The organism is Pandoraea fibrosis, assembly GCF_000807775.2.
GTDB classification, from domain to species: domain Bacteria; phylum Pseudomonadota; class Gammaproteobacteria; order Burkholderiales; family Burkholderiaceae; genus Pandoraea; species Pandoraea fibrosis.
Genome location: NZ_CP047385.1, coordinates 2912591 through 2930461, shown reverse-complemented (window position 1 = coordinate 2930461; position 17871 = coordinate 2912591). Strand labels below are relative to the sequence as shown.

Sequence of the window (17871 nt, the reverse complement as noted above, 5' to 3'; positions counted from 1 at the left end):
AGAGTTTCAGCAATGTGGCCCGGACACGCGGCCAGCCTCGGCCGTCGTGTCCGGAAGCCTCGCGATCAGGCCCAGCCCATCGCGGCAATGAACATGTCGATGACCTTGATGCCCACGAACGGCACCAGAATCCCGCCCAGACCGTAAATCACGAGGTTGCGGCGCAGCAGCGTCGCCGCTCCAAGCGGGCGATACTTCACCCCCTTGAGTGCCAGCGGAATCAGCACCACGATGATCAGCGCGTTGAAGATCACCGCCGAGAGAATGGCCGACGAAGGGCTCGCCAGACGCATCACGTTGAGCGTATCGAGTTGCGGATACGTCGTGGCGAATGCGGCCGGAATGATCGCGAAGTACTTCGCCACGTCGTTCGCAATCGAGAACGTCGTGAGGCTGCCGCGCGTCATCAGCATCTGCTTGCCGATCTCGACGATCTCGATCAACTTGGTCGGATTCGAATCCAGGTCGACCATGTTGCCGGCTTCCTTCGCGGCTTGCGTGCCCGAGTTCATCGCGACGGCCACATCGGCCTGAGCGAGCGCCGGGGCGTCGTTCGTACCGTCGCCGGTCATCGCCACCAGCTTGCCTTCGGCCTGATACTTGCGAATCGTCGCGAGCTTGGCTTCCGGCGTGGCTTCGGCGAGGAAATCGTCGACCCCCGCTTCGGCCGCAATGGCCGCCGCCGTAAGACGGTTATCGCCCGTGACCATCAACGTCGTGATCCCCATCTGGCGAAGCTCGGCGAAACGCTCCTTGATACCCCCCTTGACCACGTCCTTGAGCTCGATCACGCCCAGCGCGCGAGTGCCTTGCGCGTCTTGCTCGGCGACCACCAGCGGCGTGCTGCCACGGCGTGCGATCTCGTCCACCGACGTGGCCAGTGCGACCGGCCACAGACCGCCGGCCGACTCTACGTAACGCTTGACAGCATCGGCCGCGCCCTTGCGGATCTGCTTGTCGGCGAGATCCACCCCGCTCATGCGGGTTTGCGCGGTGAACGGAATGAAGACCGCATGCAGACCGCTCATCTCGCGCTCGCGCAGATTGAAGCGCTGCTTCGCGAGCACGGCGATGCTGCGGCCTTCCGGCGTTTCATCGGCGAGCGACGCGAGTTGCGCGGCATCGGCCAGCACGCGCTCATCCACTCCCGGTGCGGGCACGAATTGCGACGCCTGACGGTTGCCTAGCGTGATCGTGCCGGTCTTGTCGAGCAGCAGCACGTCGACGTCGCCGGCCGCTTCCACCGCGCGGCCCGACGTGGCAATCACGTTCGCCTGCATCATGCGGCTCATGCCGGCCACGCCGATGGCCGAAAGCAAGCCGCCGATGGTCGTCGGAATCAGGCACACCAGCAGCGCGACGAGCACCGTAATCGTGACCGGATGCCCCGCCTGCGTGACGAACACGCTGTAGATCGAATACGGCAGCAGCGTGGCCGTGGCGAGCAACAGCACCAGCGTGAGAGCGACCAGCAGAATCGTGAGGGCAATTTCGTTCGGCGTCTTCTGACGCTTCGCACCTTCCACCATCGCGATCATGCGATCGAGAAATGCCTCGCCCGGGTTGACCGTCACCTTCATGACGACCCAGTCCGAGAGCACGCGCGTGCCGCCGGTCACGGCCGAGAAGTCGCCGCCCGATTCGCGGATCACCGGGGCAGATTCGCCCGTGATGGCCGATTCGTCGACCGATGCCACGCCCTCCACCACTTCGCCATCGGCCGGCACCACATCGCCGGCTTCCACGAGGACGAAGTCCCCTCGGCGCAGGCTGGCGCTGTCGATCACCAGACATTCCGCGTCGCGTTTGGCCGCACGCAGTTGCTTGGCCGGCACGTTCTTCTTCGCCTGACGCAGCGATGCAGCCTGCGCCTTGCTACGGCCCTCCGCCAGCGCTTCGGCGAAGTTCGCGAACAAGACCGTGAACCACAGCCAGAGCGTGATGGCGAGAATGAACGGTGCGCTCGCCTCGGCGTGGCCTGCCACGGCCATGCCGAAGAGCACGGTCGTGAGCAGACTGCCGACATACACCACGAACATCACCGGGTTTTTGGCCTGAGTGAGCGGATGCAACTTGCGGAACGAGTCCACGATGGCCGGCTTCACAATGGCGGGGTCGAACATCGACTTGGTCGCCGAGGTGTGCCCTTCGCCGACCGGCCGGGTAACGGTATTTCCTGAGGTTTGATTCATGAGTGCCTCGAATGCCTCATTTCAATATTCAATGCGCACCGATCATCGCCAGATGTTCGGCGACGGGACCGAGTGCAAGCGCCGGTACATAGGTGAGCGCGCCCACCAGCAGCACCGTGCCGAGCAACAACACGACGAACAGCGGGCCATGCGTGGGCAAGGTGCCCGACGTAGCGGCAATGCGCTTCTTGCGTGCAAGTGCACCGGCAATCGCCAGCACCGGCACAATCACCCAGAAACGGCCGAACCACATCGCAATCGCCAGCGTGTTGTTGTAGAACGGCGTGTTGGCCGACAGACCAGCAAACGCACTGCCGTTGTTGTTCGCCGCCGAGCTATAGGCGTAGAGAATTTCCGAGAAGCCGTGAGTACCCGGGTTCGCAACGCCCGCCTGACCTGCCGTGACGAGCACCGCGAGCGCGGTGCCACACAGCACGAGCAGCGGCGTCATGAGCACGGCTACAGCGACCATCTTCATCTCGAAGGCTTCGATCTTCTTGCCGAGGTATTCCGGCGTGCGGCCGATCATCAGCCCGGCCACGAACACCGCGAGCATGGCGAAGACCAGCATGCCGTACAGGCCCGAACCGACCCCGCCGAAGACCACCTCGCCCAACTGCATCAGCAACATCGGCACCATGCCGCCCAGCGGCGTGAGCGAATCGTGCATGGCGTTGACCGCGCCGCACGAGGCGGCCGTCGTGACCGTCGCAAAAATGCCCGACGCGACGATGCCGTAGCGCGTTTCCTTGCCTTCCATGTTGCCGCCGGCTTGCGTGGCGCTGACTTGCTGGTCGACGCCGAGCGTCGTGAGCACCGGGTTGCCCGCCTGCTCGGCAGACACCGTGGCGACCGCAGCAATCGAGAATGCAATCGTCATGGCGGCGAGAATGGCGAGCCCCTGACGACGATCGCCGACCATACGGCCGAACGTCGAGCAAAGTGCTGCCGGGATCAGGAAGATCGCGAGGATTTGCAGGAAGTTCGACAGGGGCGTCGGGTTCTCATACGGATGCGCCGAGTTCGCATTGAAAAAGCCGCCACCGTTCGTGCCGAGCATCTTGATCGCTTCCTGCGAGGCCACCGGCCCCATCGGCAGCGTTTGCGTCTGCGTCACGGCGGGCGTCGTCACCGGCTTGCCGGCGGCGTCAAGCTTCGGCTGACCGTCCGGGCCCACCACCGGATTGTCATAGTGCGTGGCTTGCAGCGTGCCCACGTCCTGATAGGCGTCGAAATTCTGAATCACGCCCTGACTCATGAACACAGCGGCGATAACGATCGACAGCGGCACCAGAATGTAAAGCGTGATGCGGGTCATATCGACCCAGAAATTGCCGATCGTCTGTGCCGTGTGGCGCGCGAAGCCGCGAATGAGCGCGATGACCACCGCAATACCCGTTGCGGCCGACATGAAATTCTGAACGGCGAGACCGAGCATCTGCGTCAGATAGCTCATGGTCGATTCGCCCGCGTAACCCTGCCAGTTCGTGTTCGAGATAAAGCTCACGGCCGTATTCATCGACGAATCCGGCGTGACAGCGCCGAACCCTTGCGGGTTGAGCGGCAGCCAGACTTGCCAGCGTTGCAGAGCGTAGACGGCAACGGCGCCAAGGGCGTTAAACCCGATCAATGCCACCGCGTAGGCGCGCCAGTGCATTTCCTTTTCAGGATCGACACCGCACAGGCGGTAGAGGCCACGTTCGAGGGGTGCGAACCAGCGGTTCACACGAGATTCGCCGGCGAGCACGTCGGCCATGAAATGACCGAGCGGGCGCGCGAGCACCAGCAGCACGACGAGGAAGACGCCGAGCTGGATCCAGGCATTGAGTGTCATGCTAGGTCCTCCGGCTTGAATAGCGCGTAGACGAGATAAACGAGCAGCGCGAGCGTGAGTCCGCCGCTCAGCCAGTACATGGCTGTCATTGCTGCCCCCCTACCGACGCGCAAAACGCGACAAAGCCGACGGTCGTGGCAACGAACACCGCGATGACGCCGAGATATAACCAGTCCATGACAACTCCCTATCGTGTGGCGGCCGGCACGCCACGGACGCGACGCGCCCTCGCATGCGCATGCCAGCCGTGCACTGAAAGATACGGATCGGCGTGTAAAGACGGGGACAAAAGGGGTAAAGCGGGTGTAAACAACGCGTAAACAAAAAAGCCCGCCGATATCGTTATCGGCGGGCTCGAGACCCGGTCATGGTCACGGAGGCAAATGCAGCGGGCACCCTGCCCGCGCGCGCCTCAGACACGCATCATTCGGTCACTTGCGCCCCTTTATGCCAGACCTCGATCACTTCCTTGCTCGGCTCGAGGTTCAGGTTGACGTTACGCGGCGGAATCGGTTGCTGGAACCACTTGCGCTGGATGCGGCGGATCTCGCCCGAGCTGAAGAGGTGAGCCAGCGTTGTGTCGACAAAACGTTTGAATTGCGGATCGTCGCGGCGCAGCATCAGCGCGTTGAGTTCCGTCTCAAGGGGCGCGCCGACAATGACGAAGTCCCCCGGTTCGCGTGCCGTTGCGCGCAGGCCGGCGAGCAGCACGTCGTCCAGCGCAAACGCTTTGGCGCGTCCGGTTTCCAGCGTCATCATCGACTCGCCGTGATCGCGGGCGGGGATCACACGAAAGCCGCCCTTATCGGCTTGAAGGCGGGCCAGGCGTTCTCCGGTAGAGCCGGCCGAGGCGACGAGATTCTGCCCCTTAAGGTCTTCCAGACCGCGAATATTGTCCTTCTTATTCACCAGCAGGCGAACTTCGGAGACGTAGTACGGATTGCTGAAGCCGACCTGTTCGGCGCGTTCCGGCGTAATCGTATTGGGTGCGCAGTCGAGGTCCACCGTACCGTTCTTGACCAGCGGGATGCGGTTCTGGGGGGTAATGGACATTTCGCGCACGCGCAGATTCGGCATATTGAGGGCCGACTTCACAGCGTCGACGACGGCGTAGCAGAGATCCATCGTATAGCCGACGGGCTTGCCCTTGTCGTTCACGTAGGCGAACGGAATCGCGGCTTCGCGATACCCCAGCGTGATCAGGCCAGTGTCGTGGATTTTCTTGAGGGTGCCGGTCAGGTCACCGTTCACGGCGGGCAGCGCGACGACAGAGGCGTCTGTCTTGGCGGGGGCGGCCATGGCCGTCGACACAGCGCCTTGGGCGACAAACCAGATGGAGAGACCGAGTGCGACGCGTTTGGCGGCGACTTTCCAGTTGACTTCTTTGAAACCGTTCACAGCAAATTCCTATCGGATTAACAGCACGATAGGAATTTACAGGTACGACGGGGGTAGGGCAAAGAAACCTTAGTCATTAGCTTATGCGGGAAGTCAAAAAAGGGGGAAATGCGCCCCCAAGGGAGTTGAACCGAAGGGAGTGGGCGAGACGGACCGGTGCCCCTTTCTGCAGCGAGTTGGGTTTATGTCTGAGAGGCGGAAAGGGGCATCGGTCCTTCGTTGGGGGGGCGACGACGTGTCGCGGAGGCACTCAACGGGGGTGATGGGAAGCGGGGAAACGGAAAGCGAGCGTTAGCTGCCGGGAGGTTGAGGCGTGGCGGAGGCCTCGTGCGCCGGGTGGGGCGTTATTGGGTCGCCATCGGAAGCGATACCGTAGCGGGCACCGGCGTCCCAGACGGCGAGCACCTCGGCGGAGGGTTCCACATTCAGGCGGTGTCCGAAGGGGGGCACGGTGGTTTGAAACCATTCCCGTTGAAGCTTGGCGACCTCGCCGTTGCGGAACATTTCGGCGAGCGCGCCGTCCACCCGGGCCTTGAATGCGGGATCGTCCTTGGGCAGCACCAGCGCGTAGTGTTCTGGCTGATCGGACAACGGCGGCCCGACGATCTCGAACACGTCTGGCGACTTGCTCGTGGCGCGTAGTCCTTCGAGAAGCACGTCGTCGAGCGCGAGGGCTTGAGCGCGATGTTCGCGCAGCATGCGAAACGCGTCGGCGTAGTCGCGCGCCATGAGCAGTTGGAAGCCCGTGCGAACGTGCTGAGCGCGCACAAGCCGTTCGGCGGTGGTACCTTGCACGACGGCGAGCCGCAGACCACGCATGTCGTCGATGGACGCGATGCCGGCTCCCTGCCGGACCATCAGGCGAACATTGGCCGCATAGTAGGGAAGACTGAACGCCACCTGCCGCTCACGCGCTGCGGTGACCGTTGACGGTGCGCAATCGATGTCGATGGCATCGGCCTTGACCAGCGGGCCGCGCATCTGCTCGATCACGCGAACGGGTGTGATGCGCAGGTCCGGCATGTCGAGTTCGCGTTGCAGCTTGGGCACAATGCGTTGGCAGAGTGCCCATGCCAAGCCCATCGGTCTGTCCTTCACATCGACATACGAAAATGGCACGGCGGTTTGCCGATAGCCGAGCACGATGCGTCCGCGCTCGCGAATGTGCGCCATCGTGGGGGCGTCTTCAGACGTGAGCGCTTGGCCGACGGCGTTATCGCCTGATGCCGGGGAATCTCCGGCGGATGACGGTAACGGCAGCGCCACCGTACTCAGCCGAGGCATGCCGGGCATCGGTGGCCCACCGGCGTGCGCCATCGCCGAAACGACAACGCTCAGGCCGACCACCGGCATCAGCACGAGAGACAGGAACTTGCGCAAGCGGCCTGCGACACCAGCCGCAGACGAAGACAACGGGCAAAGAGGCAGGGACATGGTCGGCATAGGGCCAGGGAGGAAAGTGCCCATACCTTAGCAACGCCCCTCCCCCGTTTCCCCTCGTCACCCGCCTTTTAAGACTTTTCCCTTGGAACGAATTTCGACAATCAACGCGTCTGTGCCAACAGCGTTTGCAACAGCCGCTCGTCGTCGTCCAGCGTCGGTGCCGTGTTGTCGAAACGGACCAGTCCGGGGAACGCAGCAGCGGGCGGCAGAAAACGACGCACGCGGTACTCGTCCCAATGCGCAAGCTTGTAGGCATCGTTCGGATTGCCGCGACTCTCGATGCGCGCCTTGGCTTGCGCCTCGTCCAGATCGACCCAGACCACGTGAACGCCCACATCGTCATCGATGCCGAGCCATGCCCGGTCGAACAGCAGCCCTTCGCGCAACTCGCGCGAAAGCGGCCCGACCACCAGCACATTCACGCCAAGGCGCAAATTCTCCCGCGCCGTTTCCAGCAGTCCGGCGTACTCCGGTTCGCGCAACGTCTGCAAATACAGCGGGCTATCACGGTCGTTCGGATTGCCGGTCAACGCGCCCATCACCGACGCGCTGTAATCGCCATAAAGCGTGTCCTTGTCCAGCAGACAAAACGCCTCGCCACTGCGCGCGATCAGTGGGCGGATCAGCCGTTTCGCGAGCGTCGTCTTGCCGGCGCCCGAGTGACCGCAGAAGAATACGAGGCGCGTCATGATTGCGCCTTGCGCTCGAACATCACGAAGTGCTTGCGCACAGGTTCCACCACCTCGAAAACCCCTTCGAAGCCTGCCGGGATCACGCAGGCATCGCCCGGCCCGAACTCCGACGCATTGCCATCCAGATCGCGGATGCGGATACGCCCCTCGATCACCGAAAAATACTCCTGACGATGCGCGCCGAACGCGATGCGCCACGCGCCGGGTTCGCACGTCCATTCACCGCAATCGAACTCGCCCAGCGCATCGGTATAGAACGGGCGCGTCACCCGTTGCGGATTGCCGCTCACGCGGCGCGCTTCGGCGGGATGATCGAAGACGGCTTCGCCCGCCTGATCGGGCGCAAAGGTAATCAAAGTCGGGACAGTCATCGGCATGCAGTCAGTAGTGAAATGGAAGAGCGTTTAGTTGAGCGCAGCGCTCAACTTGCGTCGCCACGCGGCGACCGTGGCCGGATCGGTTTCCGACAACGCGTCGAAAATCGCCAGCATCGATTTGCGGCCGGCGTCGTCACCAAACGTGCGGTCGCGCTGCACGATGTCCAGCAGCGCCTGCAACGCCGGCTCGTAGGCACGATCCGCCAGATAACGATTCGCGAGATCGAGGCGCGCCTGCAAGTTATCCGGCTCCGCCGCCACGCGCGCCAGCAATGCCTGCGCCGGGGGCAGATGGCTGGCCTGCTCCGCCGCAGCGATGCGCGTATTCAGTGCAGCAATGCGGGCGTCGCCGCTGGCAGCCGTGCGCGGGGAAAGCAACGTCAGTTCGGTGCGCGCGCTTGCGACGTCGCCCATGCCGAGCAGCACGTCCACCAGATCGAGACGCACGTCGTCATGCGCGGGATCGAGCGCGAGGGCGGCCTGCAACGCGTCGCGAGCGACCTCCGGCTTTCCTTCCTGCAACGCCTGACGCGCCACACGGCGCGCCATCTCCGCCGGATTCGGCACCACACGGTCGATGAACGCGCGCAACTGGCCTTCGGGCAATGCGCCGACAAACTGGTCGACAGGCTCGCCGTCGACGAACGCCACCACCGTCGGCAGGCTGCGCACGCCATATTCTGCGCAAAGCTGCGCGTTCTCATCCGCATTGATTTTCACGAGACGAATGCGCCCCTGGGCTTCCGCCTCGAGCTTCTCCAGCAACGGGCCAAGCACGTTGCACGGGCCGCACCAGGGCGCCCAGAAGTCGACCAGCACAGGCACCTGATGCGAGACGGCCAGCACGTCGGCGTCGAAACTGGCGAGGTTGGTATCGTTCATAGGTTCGTATTGAGCATGGTAAATTGCGTTAACAGCGGCCGTCACTCATCGGATACAGCCGCCAGCTTGAAGCATGGTAATCGCAAAACTGGACAAATCGGTACGGACGCGCTTTAGCGCCCCGGGTTCCCGTCCCGCGCGCGCGCCGTCCCACGACAGGCAGGGAGGCTCATGCACGCAGGCCACGGCACGGCAATCTTCTTCACTCAACTGCTTCTGCTGGTTCTCGTAGGCCGTCTGCTAGGCGAGGTCATGCAGCGCCTGCGGCAGCCGGCGGTCATGGGGCAGCTACTGGCCGGGGTGCTACTCGGCCCGTCCGTCTTCGGCGCGTTGATGCCCGCCTAGCAGCACGCCGTCTTCCCCGACTCGGAAGCCCAGAAAAAGATGCTCGACGCGGTCTCCGAGCTGGGCGTGTTGCTGCTTCTGCTCTCCACCGGACTGGAAACCGATCTCGGCCTCGTTCGCCGCATGAAGCGAATGGCGATCTTTGCCTCCGCGGGTGGCATGCTGATCCCGTTCGCCTGCGGGTTCGCACTCGGCTGGCACCTGCCCGACCACCTTCTGCCCCACCCCGAGGCGAGACTCGTCACTTCGCTTTTCCTCGGCACGGCACTCTCCATTTCGTCGGTCAAGGTCGTGGCGATGGTCATTCGCGAGGTCGACTATCTGCGCCGTAACATCGGCCAGATCATTCTCGCAGCCGCCATTCTCGACGACACCACCGGGTGGATCATCATCGCCGCCATTGCCGGGTTGGGCGCGAGCGGCTCGATCGATCTCGGGCATCTGTCGTTCAGCCTCGGCGGCACATTGCTGTTCATCGTGCTGTGCTTCACCGTGGGAAAACGGGCGGTGGCTGTGGCGGTGCGCTGGACCAACGACCGCTTCACCAGCGAAATGCCCGTGCTCAGCGCCATTCTCGTCATCACCTTCGTGCTGGCGCTTGCGACCGACAAGCTGGGCGTACACACGGCGCTGGGCGCCTTCATGGCGGGCGTCATGATCGGACAGTCGCCCATTCTCACCGAACAGATCGAAGCCCAACTGCGCGGTCTGATCGTCGCCCTCTTCGCGCCCGTGTTCTTCGGCGTGGCGGGCCTGTCGGTCGATCTGACGATCCTGTTCGACTGGCGCATGCTCGGACTGGTCGCCGGCCTGATCCTCATCGCGAGCATCGGCAAATTCTCCGGCTGTTTCATCGGCGGACGCCTCGGTGGCATGTCCTCGGCCGAGGCACTTGCACTTGCGACCGGCATGAACGCACGCGGCTCCACCGAGATCATCGTGGCGAGCATCGGGCTGTCGCTCGGTGTCCTCAGCAAGGATCTGTTCACCATGATCGTGATCATGGCGCTGATCACCACGCTCATCATGCCACCGGTGCTGCGGCGCGCGCTCGTTCGTATTCCGCTCTCCGAACAGGAAAAGGCGCGGCTGGAGAAAGAGGCCGCCGAAGAGAAGGACTTCCTCCCGAACGTCGAACGCATTCTGGCCGCCGTCGATGCCAGCGCCAACGGACGCTTCGCCGCCTGGATCGCCGGCTTGACTGCCGGCGTGCGTGGCACGCTCACGACGGTGCTGGCGCCTGCGCCGGCCGACACCGATGGCGGGAAGACGGCGGAGCGCACACAAAGGTCTGACACTGCTGACCAAGAGCGCAAACCCGTCAAGCACCCCGAAAACCCGCCAAACGACGAGGGCTCCGACGAGGAAGGCGCGGGACGCGACGCCTACGACATCGCCCTCGCGGCAGCCACGCTGGCGGTGGCGCGCGCCCCCGGCACGCCGGGTGTCGAAGACGATTCGGACCCGAACCACGCACGCGAGGCGTCACGGCTGGTGTTACGCGAGCGCACGGGCAAACCGCCGCAAAAGACCCCCGAACTGCCGCACGGCCCGGTTAAGGAAGGCGAGACAACGGGGGACGGGGACAAGTCAAAACCGTCGTCCGACAGTGACACCGACGCCCCGAAACACGAACCCGTGGGCGAAGCGCACGACGACAAGCGCGTGAGCGAAGCGACCGAGGAAGGCGATTTCGGCACGAGTGATCCGTCGGATACCGCGCACGAACAAGAGGCGTCGCGCCCCGACAGCAGTCACGAAGCCACCCGGATTTCCGACGAAATCGCCAAGGGGTACGGCTTCGTGATTGCCGGTTTCGACGCTCCCGGCGAGGAATCGGACTCGGACGTCCCGCCGCTCCCCTTGCCCACGGGTGTCCTGCCGCTGACCAAGGCGTTCGATGGCGCCATCGGCATCGTCCTCGCGCATGGCGACCATGTTCGTCGCCCCGACGCGCCGCTGAGCATCCTCGTACCGGTCTCTGGCACCGACTACTCGCGGCACGCCGCCGAACTCGCCATCACGTTGGCGCGGGCGGCAAACGCGCCCGTCACGGCCCTGCACGTCTCCGCGCGCGTCGCGCCGGGCATGCTCCACCGGCGCTGGCGTCCGCGCGTGCTACGGCCCGATGCCGCCGAGGCCGCCATGATGGAAAATCTGCACGCGCTGGCCGAACGTAATGGCGTAAAGCTGCGCACCCGCCTGCTTGCCGGTGGCAAGGTCGACGAGGCCGTGTTGCACCAGATTCACCACGGCAAACACAATTTGCTCGTCCTCGGCGTGCAGCCACGTTTCGGCGACCGCCTCAACTTCGGCGCGGTCTCGCACCGACTCCTTGAGGAGCGCCACTGTTCTGTCATCGTGCTAAGTGCGTGATACGCATATGCCATAGCGCTCGTCGCATCAAAAACGCCTGCGGCCGACGGCATCGGCAGCAGGCGCAGGAATGCGACACGTGAAAGCGACTTAATTTGCGGACGGCTTGCGCTCGGGCAACGGAATCCACTCCGTCTCGCCGGGCACGGTGCCCATCTGCTGGGCCGTCCAGGCCGCCTTGGCCTGTTCGATACGCTCGCGGCTCGACGACACGAAATTCCAGAAGATGAAGCGCTCGCCATCGAGCGGGGCACCGCCGAGCAGCATCAGCCGCGCGGGTTTATCGCCTGCGACGATGCGCACATCGGCATCGGGGGCGAGCACGCCCATGCGCTGTTCCGGCAACGCCTCGTCGTTCACCGTCACCTCGCCCTGCACCGTATAGACGGCGCGCTCGGCGTATTCGGGCGGCAACACGAATGCCGCGCAGGGCTCCATGTCGACGGCCAGATAAAAGATCGGCGAGAACACCTTCACCGGTGCCTTCTCGCCGAACGCCTCTCCGAGTATCAGGCGCATATGCACGCCCGGCAAAAAGATGTCGGGCAACGCCGACGCTTCGTGATGGGCGAACGTCGGTTCGGTCTCTTCGTCGGCCTGCGGCAGCGCGACCCACGTCTGAATGCCGTGCACGTCGCCGCCTCGCTCGCGGACATCTTGCGGCGTGCGCTCCGAATGCACGATGCCGCGCCCCGCCGTCATCCAGTTCACCGCCCCCGGCGTGATGCGCTGGTCGCTGCCGAGACTGTCGCGATGCCAGATCTCACCGTCGAACAGGTAAGTGACGGTCGCCAGACCGATATGCGGATGCGGACGAACGTCCATGCCCTGCCCCGGCGCGAGCGTAGCCGGCCCCATGTGGTCGAAGAAGATGAACGGCCCGACCGTCTTGAACGGCAGGCTGGGCAGGCTGCGCTGCACGGTAAAGGCGCCGATGTCGCTCAGATGCGGCTTGAGCACGGCAAGAAAGGGGCTCGTGGAATCAGTCATGGCGCTGTTCTCCTGCGGTCATAGGTAGGCGGGGTGAACCGATTGTAGAGGACATTGGCGGCACACTCCATGACACCTGTGCATGATGGCCAGCCGGCAAATCCGGGCAAATCGGACTCGCCCATATGCCCGGAGCACATCGAACCTATAATGCAGGCATCCCGAAACGCATTTCTGTACGCGCTCGTCGCGTGCCTGGACTTATGAACAAAGCCTTCGTCAAGGAAGACAGCGGCGACGACGATGACGATCTCGACGCCGGTGCCCCGGAGATTCCGCCAGGTACCAAGAACTACATCACGCCGACCGGCTATCGTCGTCTGAAGGAAGAGTTGCTCGACCTGATCGACAATCAACGTCCCGAAGTCGTGAAAATCGTGTCGTGGGCGGCCTCCAACGGTGATCGCTCCGAAAATGGCGATTACATCTACGGCAAGCGGCGGTTGCGCGAAATCGACCGTCGCATTCGCTTTCTCACGCGACGTCTCGATAATGCCGAGGTCGTCGACACGCGTCGTCAGGAAAACGTCGATCAAGTGTTTTTCGGTGCGGAAGTGACCTATGCCGATTCTCAGGGCGACGAACACAAGATCATGATCGTCGGCATCGACGAGGTCGATCTCGATCTGGGACATGTCAGTTGGATTTCGCCCATCGCCCGCGCGATCACCAAGGCGAAGATCGGCGACATCGTGCCGCTGCGCACGCCGGCGGGACTCGAACAGATCGAGATTTTGGACGTGCATTATCCGCCGTCGGAATGACGACGACATTCACAAAGACTTGCGGGATGTTGAAATAGCGGCAGAGACTGCGCCGGCGCGCCACGATCGACGGGGCGCCGGCCGTCTCGTCAGAAGTTGCCGCGTTCGCGCGCCACACGCATGGCGTGTAGTTCTTCCTGATGGCGCTCGCTCGGGCGCTCGCGCGCGACCCGCATCACATCCGGACTCACGCGGATACGACGCATCACGTTCGCCAGATGCACGCGGTCGCTCACCTGAATGAGGAAGCGCAGCGTGGCCGATTCGTCCGGCACGACTTCGTCCATGCCAATGTGCACGATGTTGGCGTCCGACGCGGTGATGTCGGCCGCCACCCGCGAGAACACCCCGCGGTTGTGATGCACGAGCACCTTGATGCCGACGTCGAACAGACGTCCCGGCTGCGGTGCCCACGCGACGTCGATCCAGCGGGTCGGATCTTTGCGATGAATGCGGCGTGCGACCGGACAATCGGTCGTGTGGATCGCCATGCCCAAGCCGATGCCGATGTACCCCATGATGGCGTCGCCCGGAATCGGACGGCAGCACGACGAGAACTGCACCGACATGCCTTCCGTGCCCGTGATGAGCACCGGCGGGCCGACATTCTCGTCGCCCGTGCGTGGCGAATCGGGATCGTCCGGGCTATCGGTATCGTTCTCGCTCTCCTTGCCCGACGAGAGCACGGCGAGACGCTTGGCCATGACCGCCGCCACACGGCGTCCCAGCCCGATATCGGCGAAGATGTCCTGCCGATCCTTGTTGCCGGTCCACTGCGCGAGCTTGTCCCAGATTTCGGGTGTAATCTCGTTCATGGTCAGGCCGTAGCCCTTGAGAGCCTGCTCCACCAGACGTTCGCCAAGCTGTACCGACTCGGCGAAACGCATCGTCTTCAGGTAGTGGCGAATGGCCGAGCGCGCCTTGCCCGTGCGCACGAACCCGAGCCAGACGGGGTTCGGCTTCGAATACGGCGCAGTGATGACTTCCACGATGTCGCCGTTCTTCAACTCGGTGCGAAGCGGCAGCAACTCGTTGTTGATCTTGACCGCAACGCACTGGTTGCCCAGATCGCTGTGCACCGAATACGCGAAGTCGAGCGCGGTCGCGCCTCGCGGCAGCGCCATGATGCGCGCCTTGGGCGTGAAAACGTAGACGGCATCCGGGAACAGGTCGATCTTGACGTGCTCGAGGAACTCGGTCGAATCGCCGGTCTCGCTCTGAATGTCGAGCAACGACTGCAACCATTGATGCGCATGCTTCTGCACATCGTTCATATCCGCGCCGCCGTTCTTGTACAGCCAGTGCGCGGCAACGCCCGCTTCCGCAATCTCATGCATGCGGCGCGTGCGAATCTGGAATTCAATGGGGGTACCGAAGGGGCCGACGAGCGTCGTATGCAATGACTGGTAGCCATTGACCTTCGGGATCGCAATGTAGTCCTTGAACTTGCCCGGCACCGGCTTGTAGAGCGCGTGCAGAACGCCAAGCGACAGATAACACTGCGCATTCGATTCGACAACGACACGGAAGCCGTACACGTCGAGCACCTGCGAGAACGACAGTTGCTTTTCCTTCATCTTGTTATAGATGCTGAAAAGCGTTTTCTCGCGCCCGAAGACATCGGCGCTGACACCGCCGTCGGTGAGCGCCTTCTCGACGGCGTCGAGGATCTTGCCCACCACTTCGCGCCGGTTGCCGCGTGCGGCCTTCACGGCCTTGTCCAGCACGGCGTAACGACGCGGATGGTAATTCGCGAAGCTCAGGTCCTGCAGCTCGCGATAAGTGTTGTTCAGGCCAAGACGGTGCGCGATGGGGGCGTAGATATCGAGCGTCTCGCGCGCCACACGGCGCTGCTTCTCCGTCGACGTGACGCCCAGCGTGCGCATGTTGTGCAGGCGGTCCGCCAGCTTGACAAGAATGACGCGAACATCGCGCGCCATCGCCAGCAGCATCTTGCGGAAGCTCTCGGCCTGCGCTTCTTCCCGGCTGCGAAACTCCATCTTGTCGAGTTTCGACAGACCGTCGACCAGCTCCGCGACCTTCGGGCCGAATCGCTCGGCGAGTTCGGCCTTGGTCACGCCCTGGTCTTCCATCACGTCGTGCAACAGGGCGGCCATGATCGATTGCGCATCGAGCTTCCACTCGGCACAGATCTCGGCAACAGCGACGGGATGGGTGATGTAGGGTTGTCCGCTCTGGCGATATTGGCCCAGATGGGCCTCGTCGCTGAACTGGAATGCCTCTTTGATTTGCGCGAGGTCGTTTTCCTTGAGGTACTCCCCAAGCATGCCCTTGAGACGGGCAATCGAAACGACCTCATGCTTACGCGGCTGCTCAGGCGTTGCCGTCGGACCGAACAGATGCCGGTACGACTGCTCTAGCAGCGCGTCGATGTACTGCCGCGTGGCGCTTTCGCCCTTCTTTTTCTTGCGCTCGGGCTTCGGCTCCCCCGCTTTGGGTTCATCCGCAGCGATGGACGCGGCCGGTGATTTCGCATGACTCATACGTGTACCTGCATCGTCGAGCGGCCCGGAGCGTCACATCGCATCAGTGCAGTCTCCCGATCAGAGCGGCACTTTCTTGAGCATCTCGATGCCCACCTGACCCGCTGCGATTTCGCGCAGCGCGACAACGGTCGGCTTGTCCTTGTTGTTCTCGAGCTTCGGGGTGTGACCTTGCGCCAATTGGCGGGCGCGGTAGGTCGCGGCAAGTGCCAACTCGAAGCGATTCGGGATTCGTTTCAGGCAGTCTTCAACGGTAATACGGGCCATAAGGAGGTTCCTTCTTGATATAAGGCGTATTCTATCGCAGCCGGCGAAGGCTCGCGCAAAACGCGAGTGCCGCCGACAGGCGTCGGGTGCTACTGGTGATCGTTCGGCGCGTGGATGTCCAGATCCGTGAACAACGTCTTGTGACGGGCGTACTGCGAAGCAAAGCGCAGACGCACAGCGGTAAAGACCGATTGCAGTTGATCGAGCGCGCGCTGAAACTCGTCGTTGATGATGATGAAGTCGGCTTCGGGCGCGTGGGCGATCTCGCCACCCGCCGCCAGCAGACGTCGCGCAATCACCTTCGGCTCATCCGTGCCGCGCTTCTTCAGCCGCTCTTCCAGCGCCTCGATGGACGGCGGCAGAATGAAGATGCCGACCGCGTTCGAAAAACGCTTGCGCACCTGCTGCGCGCCCTGCCAGTCGATCTCCAGCAGCACGTCGCGACCTTCGCGCATCTGATCCTCGATCCACACGCGCGAGGTGCCGTAGTAGTTACCGTGCACTTCGGCGCTTTCCAGAAATTCGCCACGCTTGCGGCGCTCCAGAAACTGCTCGACCGAAATGAAGTTGTAGTGCACGCCCTCTTCCTCGTTCGGGCGCGGTGGCCGTGTGGTGCACGAGATCGACAGGCAAACCTCGCTGTCCTGCGCGAGCAGCGCGTTGACGAGCGTGGACTTGCCCGCGCCCGAGGGGGCAACCACCATGAACAGATTGCCGGGGTATTCGGCATGCAGGGCGGGCGGCGGGACTTGTGATTGCGGGGTCATGCGACTTACTCCAGATTCTGCACTTGCTCTCGCATCTGCTCGATGTAGAGCTTGAGCTCCATCGAGGCATCGGCGAGTTCCTTCGAGGCGGCCTTCGAGCCGAGCGTATTCGCTTCGCGATTGAGCTCCTGCATCATGAAGTCCAGCCGTTTGCCGACCAATCCCCCCTTGTCGAGGATGTGGCGGGTTTCCTTCAGGTGAGCGTCCAGACGCGTGAGTTCTTCCGCCACGTCGATACGCACGCCGTACATCGTCACTTCCTGACGAATACGTTCGGCGATTTCGTCCTTGCCGGGCGCGGCCGAGCCTTCCGGCACCACGATACCCAGCGCTTCCTGCAAACGATCGATGATCTTCTGTTGATGGCGCGAGATCAGTTCCGGCACCAGCGGTTGCAGGCCCGTTAGGATCTTCTCCATGTTTTCGATACGCTCGATGAGGCTGGCCTTGAGCTGCGCGCCTTCGCGCTTGCGCACGTCGACCAGATCGCCGATGGCGGTGCGTCCGGCGTCGATCACTGCGTCACGCAGCGCTTCGGCCGTCACCGATTCTTCGCCGAGCACGCCCGGCCAGCGCAGGATTTCGCCGGTGCGCATGCGTTCCGCATCGGGAAAGATGGCGAGGACTTGTTGTTCGAGATCGGAGAGTTGTTTGACGGCGTCGAGATTGAGGGCGCCGTTCGTGCCGCTCTCGGGACGCTGCACATTGATACGAATATCGACCTTGCCGCGCGAGAGCTTCGCAGTGAGCGCTTCGCGCAGCACTGGCTCGCAGGCACGCGCTTCTTCGGGCATGCGGAATGCCAGATCGAGGAAGCGCGAATTGACTGTGCGCAATTCGACCGACACGCTCGCGCCTGCGGCTCCATCGGCATGCGCAATGTCGCGCGTGACGCTGGCGTAGCCGGTCATACTGTAGATGTTGTTGTCTTTCATCGGGGTGTCCGGTACCACAGCCTCGTGACAGTTTTTCCGCGAGGGGGTGCAGCAATCGGATTCGCATGCATGGATGAAACGCGATTATCGCATTTTCCGGCCCGA

Annotated in this window: 16 protein-coding genes; 3 read left to right on the top strand and 13 right to left on the bottom strand. The window is 63.1% G+C overall.

Annotated features, from left to right (window positions below):
• Nucleotides 1-65: 65 nt before the first annotated feature.
• From kdpB to trxA, 8 genes are all read right to left on the bottom strand, one after another.
• Entirely contained in the window at nucleotides 66-2192 is a 2127-nt protein-coding gene (kdpB, locus tag PI93_RS12955; RefSeq protein WP_052240733.1) for a potassium-transporting ATPase subunit KdpB, read from the bottom strand.
• A gap of 28 nt (nucleotides 2193-2220) precedes the next feature.
• Nucleotides 2221-4026 carry a potassium-transporting ATPase subunit KdpA gene (gene kdpA, locus PI93_RS12950; RefSeq protein ID WP_039371554.1) on the bottom strand — a complete coding sequence of 602 codons (1806 nt, stop codon included), beginning with the start codon at nucleotides 4024-4026 and terminating at the stop codon, nucleotides 2221-2223.
• Nucleotides 4023-4115: a K(+)-transporting ATPase subunit F gene (kdpF, locus tag PI93_RS12945; protein WP_064675054.1), complete on the bottom strand. Its 93-nt coding sequence runs from the start codon at nucleotides 4113-4115 to the stop codon at nucleotides 4023-4025. The genes kdpA and kdpF overlap by 4 nt, the downstream gene beginning before the upstream one ends.
• A 334-nt stretch (nucleotides 4116-4449) precedes the next feature.
• Nucleotides 4450-5424: an amino acid ABC transporter substrate-binding protein gene (locus PI93_RS12940; protein WP_236105576.1), complete on the bottom strand. Its 975-nt coding sequence runs from the start codon at nucleotides 5422-5424 to the stop codon at nucleotides 4450-4452.
• Between the two features lie 291 nt (nucleotides 5425-5715).
• Complete coding sequence (locus tag PI93_RS12935; protein WP_158453272.1) at nucleotides 5716-6858, bottom strand: amino acid ABC transporter substrate-binding protein; 1143 nt, start codon at nucleotides 6856-6858, stop codon at nucleotides 5716-5718.
• A gap of 110 nt (nucleotides 6859-6968) precedes the next feature.
• Nucleotides 6969-7556, bottom strand: coding sequence for an AAA family ATPase (locus PI93_RS12930; protein ID WP_039371551.1), 588 nt, complete (start codon nucleotides 7554-7556; stop codon nucleotides 6969-6971).
• Complete coding sequence (locus PI93_RS12925; RefSeq protein ID WP_039371548.1) at nucleotides 7553-7930, bottom strand: cupin domain-containing protein; 378 nt, start codon at nucleotides 7928-7930, stop codon at nucleotides 7553-7555. The genes PI93_RS12930 and PI93_RS12925 overlap by 4 nt, the downstream gene beginning before the upstream one ends.
• Nucleotides 7931-7963: 33 nt before the next feature.
• Entirely contained in the window at nucleotides 7964-8818 is an 855-nt protein-coding gene (trxA, locus tag PI93_RS12920; protein WP_039371545.1) for a thioredoxin, read from the bottom strand.
• Nucleotides 8819-8989: 171 nt separating this feature from the next.
• Here trxA and PI93_RS24715 point away from each other — a divergent pair, with 171 nt between their 5' ends.
• Both PI93_RS24715 and PI93_RS24710 read left to right on the top strand, forming a co-directional pair.
• A complete protein-coding gene (locus PI93_RS24715; protein ID WP_201278388.1) occupies nucleotides 8990-9163 on the top strand; it encodes a cation:proton antiporter in 174 nt (57 codons plus the stop codon).
• Between the two features lie 39 nt (nucleotides 9164-9202).
• Entirely contained in the window at nucleotides 9203-11539 is a 2337-nt protein-coding gene (locus PI93_RS24710) for a cation:proton antiporter domain-containing protein (RefSeq protein ID WP_052240731.1), read from the top strand.
• 90 nt (nucleotides 11540-11629) lie between these two features.
• Here PI93_RS24710 and PI93_RS12910 read toward each other — a convergent pair whose 3' ends face one another.
• Nucleotides 11630-12529: a pirin family protein gene (locus tag PI93_RS12910; RefSeq protein WP_039371542.1), complete on the bottom strand. Its 900-nt coding sequence runs from the start codon at nucleotides 12527-12529 to the stop codon at nucleotides 11630-11632.
• Nucleotides 12530-12732: 203 nt separating this feature from the next.
• On the opposite strand from PI93_RS12910, the gene greB reads away from it, so the two are divergent.
• Nucleotides 12733-13293 (top strand): transcription elongation factor GreB, encoded by a 561-nt coding sequence (gene greB, locus PI93_RS12905; protein ID WP_039371539.1) that lies wholly within the window; start codon nucleotides 12733-12735, stop codon nucleotides 13291-13293.
• An 89-nt stretch (nucleotides 13294-13382) separates the two neighbouring features.
• Here the strand turns inward: greB and PI93_RS12900 are convergent, their stop codons facing one another.
• The 4 genes from PI93_RS12900 to PI93_RS12885 all read right to left on the bottom strand — a co-directional run bounded on the left by PI93_RS12900 (nucleotide 13383) and on the right by PI93_RS12885 (nucleotide 17766).
• Nucleotides 13383-15797: a RelA/SpoT family protein gene (locus PI93_RS12900; protein ID WP_039371536.1), complete on the bottom strand. Its 2415-nt coding sequence runs from the start codon at nucleotides 15795-15797 to the stop codon at nucleotides 13383-13385.
• Between the two features lie 60 nt (nucleotides 15798-15857).
• On the bottom strand, nucleotides 15858-16064 hold the full coding sequence (rpoZ, locus tag PI93_RS12895; protein ID WP_010804294.1) for a DNA-directed RNA polymerase subunit omega: 207 nt from the start codon (nucleotides 16062-16064) through the stop codon (nucleotides 15858-15860).
• Between the two features lie 89 nt (nucleotides 16065-16153).
• On the bottom strand, nucleotides 16154-16831 hold the full coding sequence (gmk, locus tag PI93_RS12890; protein WP_039371531.1) for a guanylate kinase: 678 nt from the start codon (nucleotides 16829-16831) through the stop codon (nucleotides 16154-16156).
• Nucleotides 16832-16836: 5 nt separating this feature from the next.
• Complete coding sequence (locus PI93_RS12885; RefSeq protein WP_039371528.1) at nucleotides 16837-17766, bottom strand: YicC/YloC family endoribonuclease; 930 nt, start codon at nucleotides 17764-17766, stop codon at nucleotides 16837-16839.
• Between the last annotated feature and the right edge of the window lie 105 nt (nucleotides 17767-17871).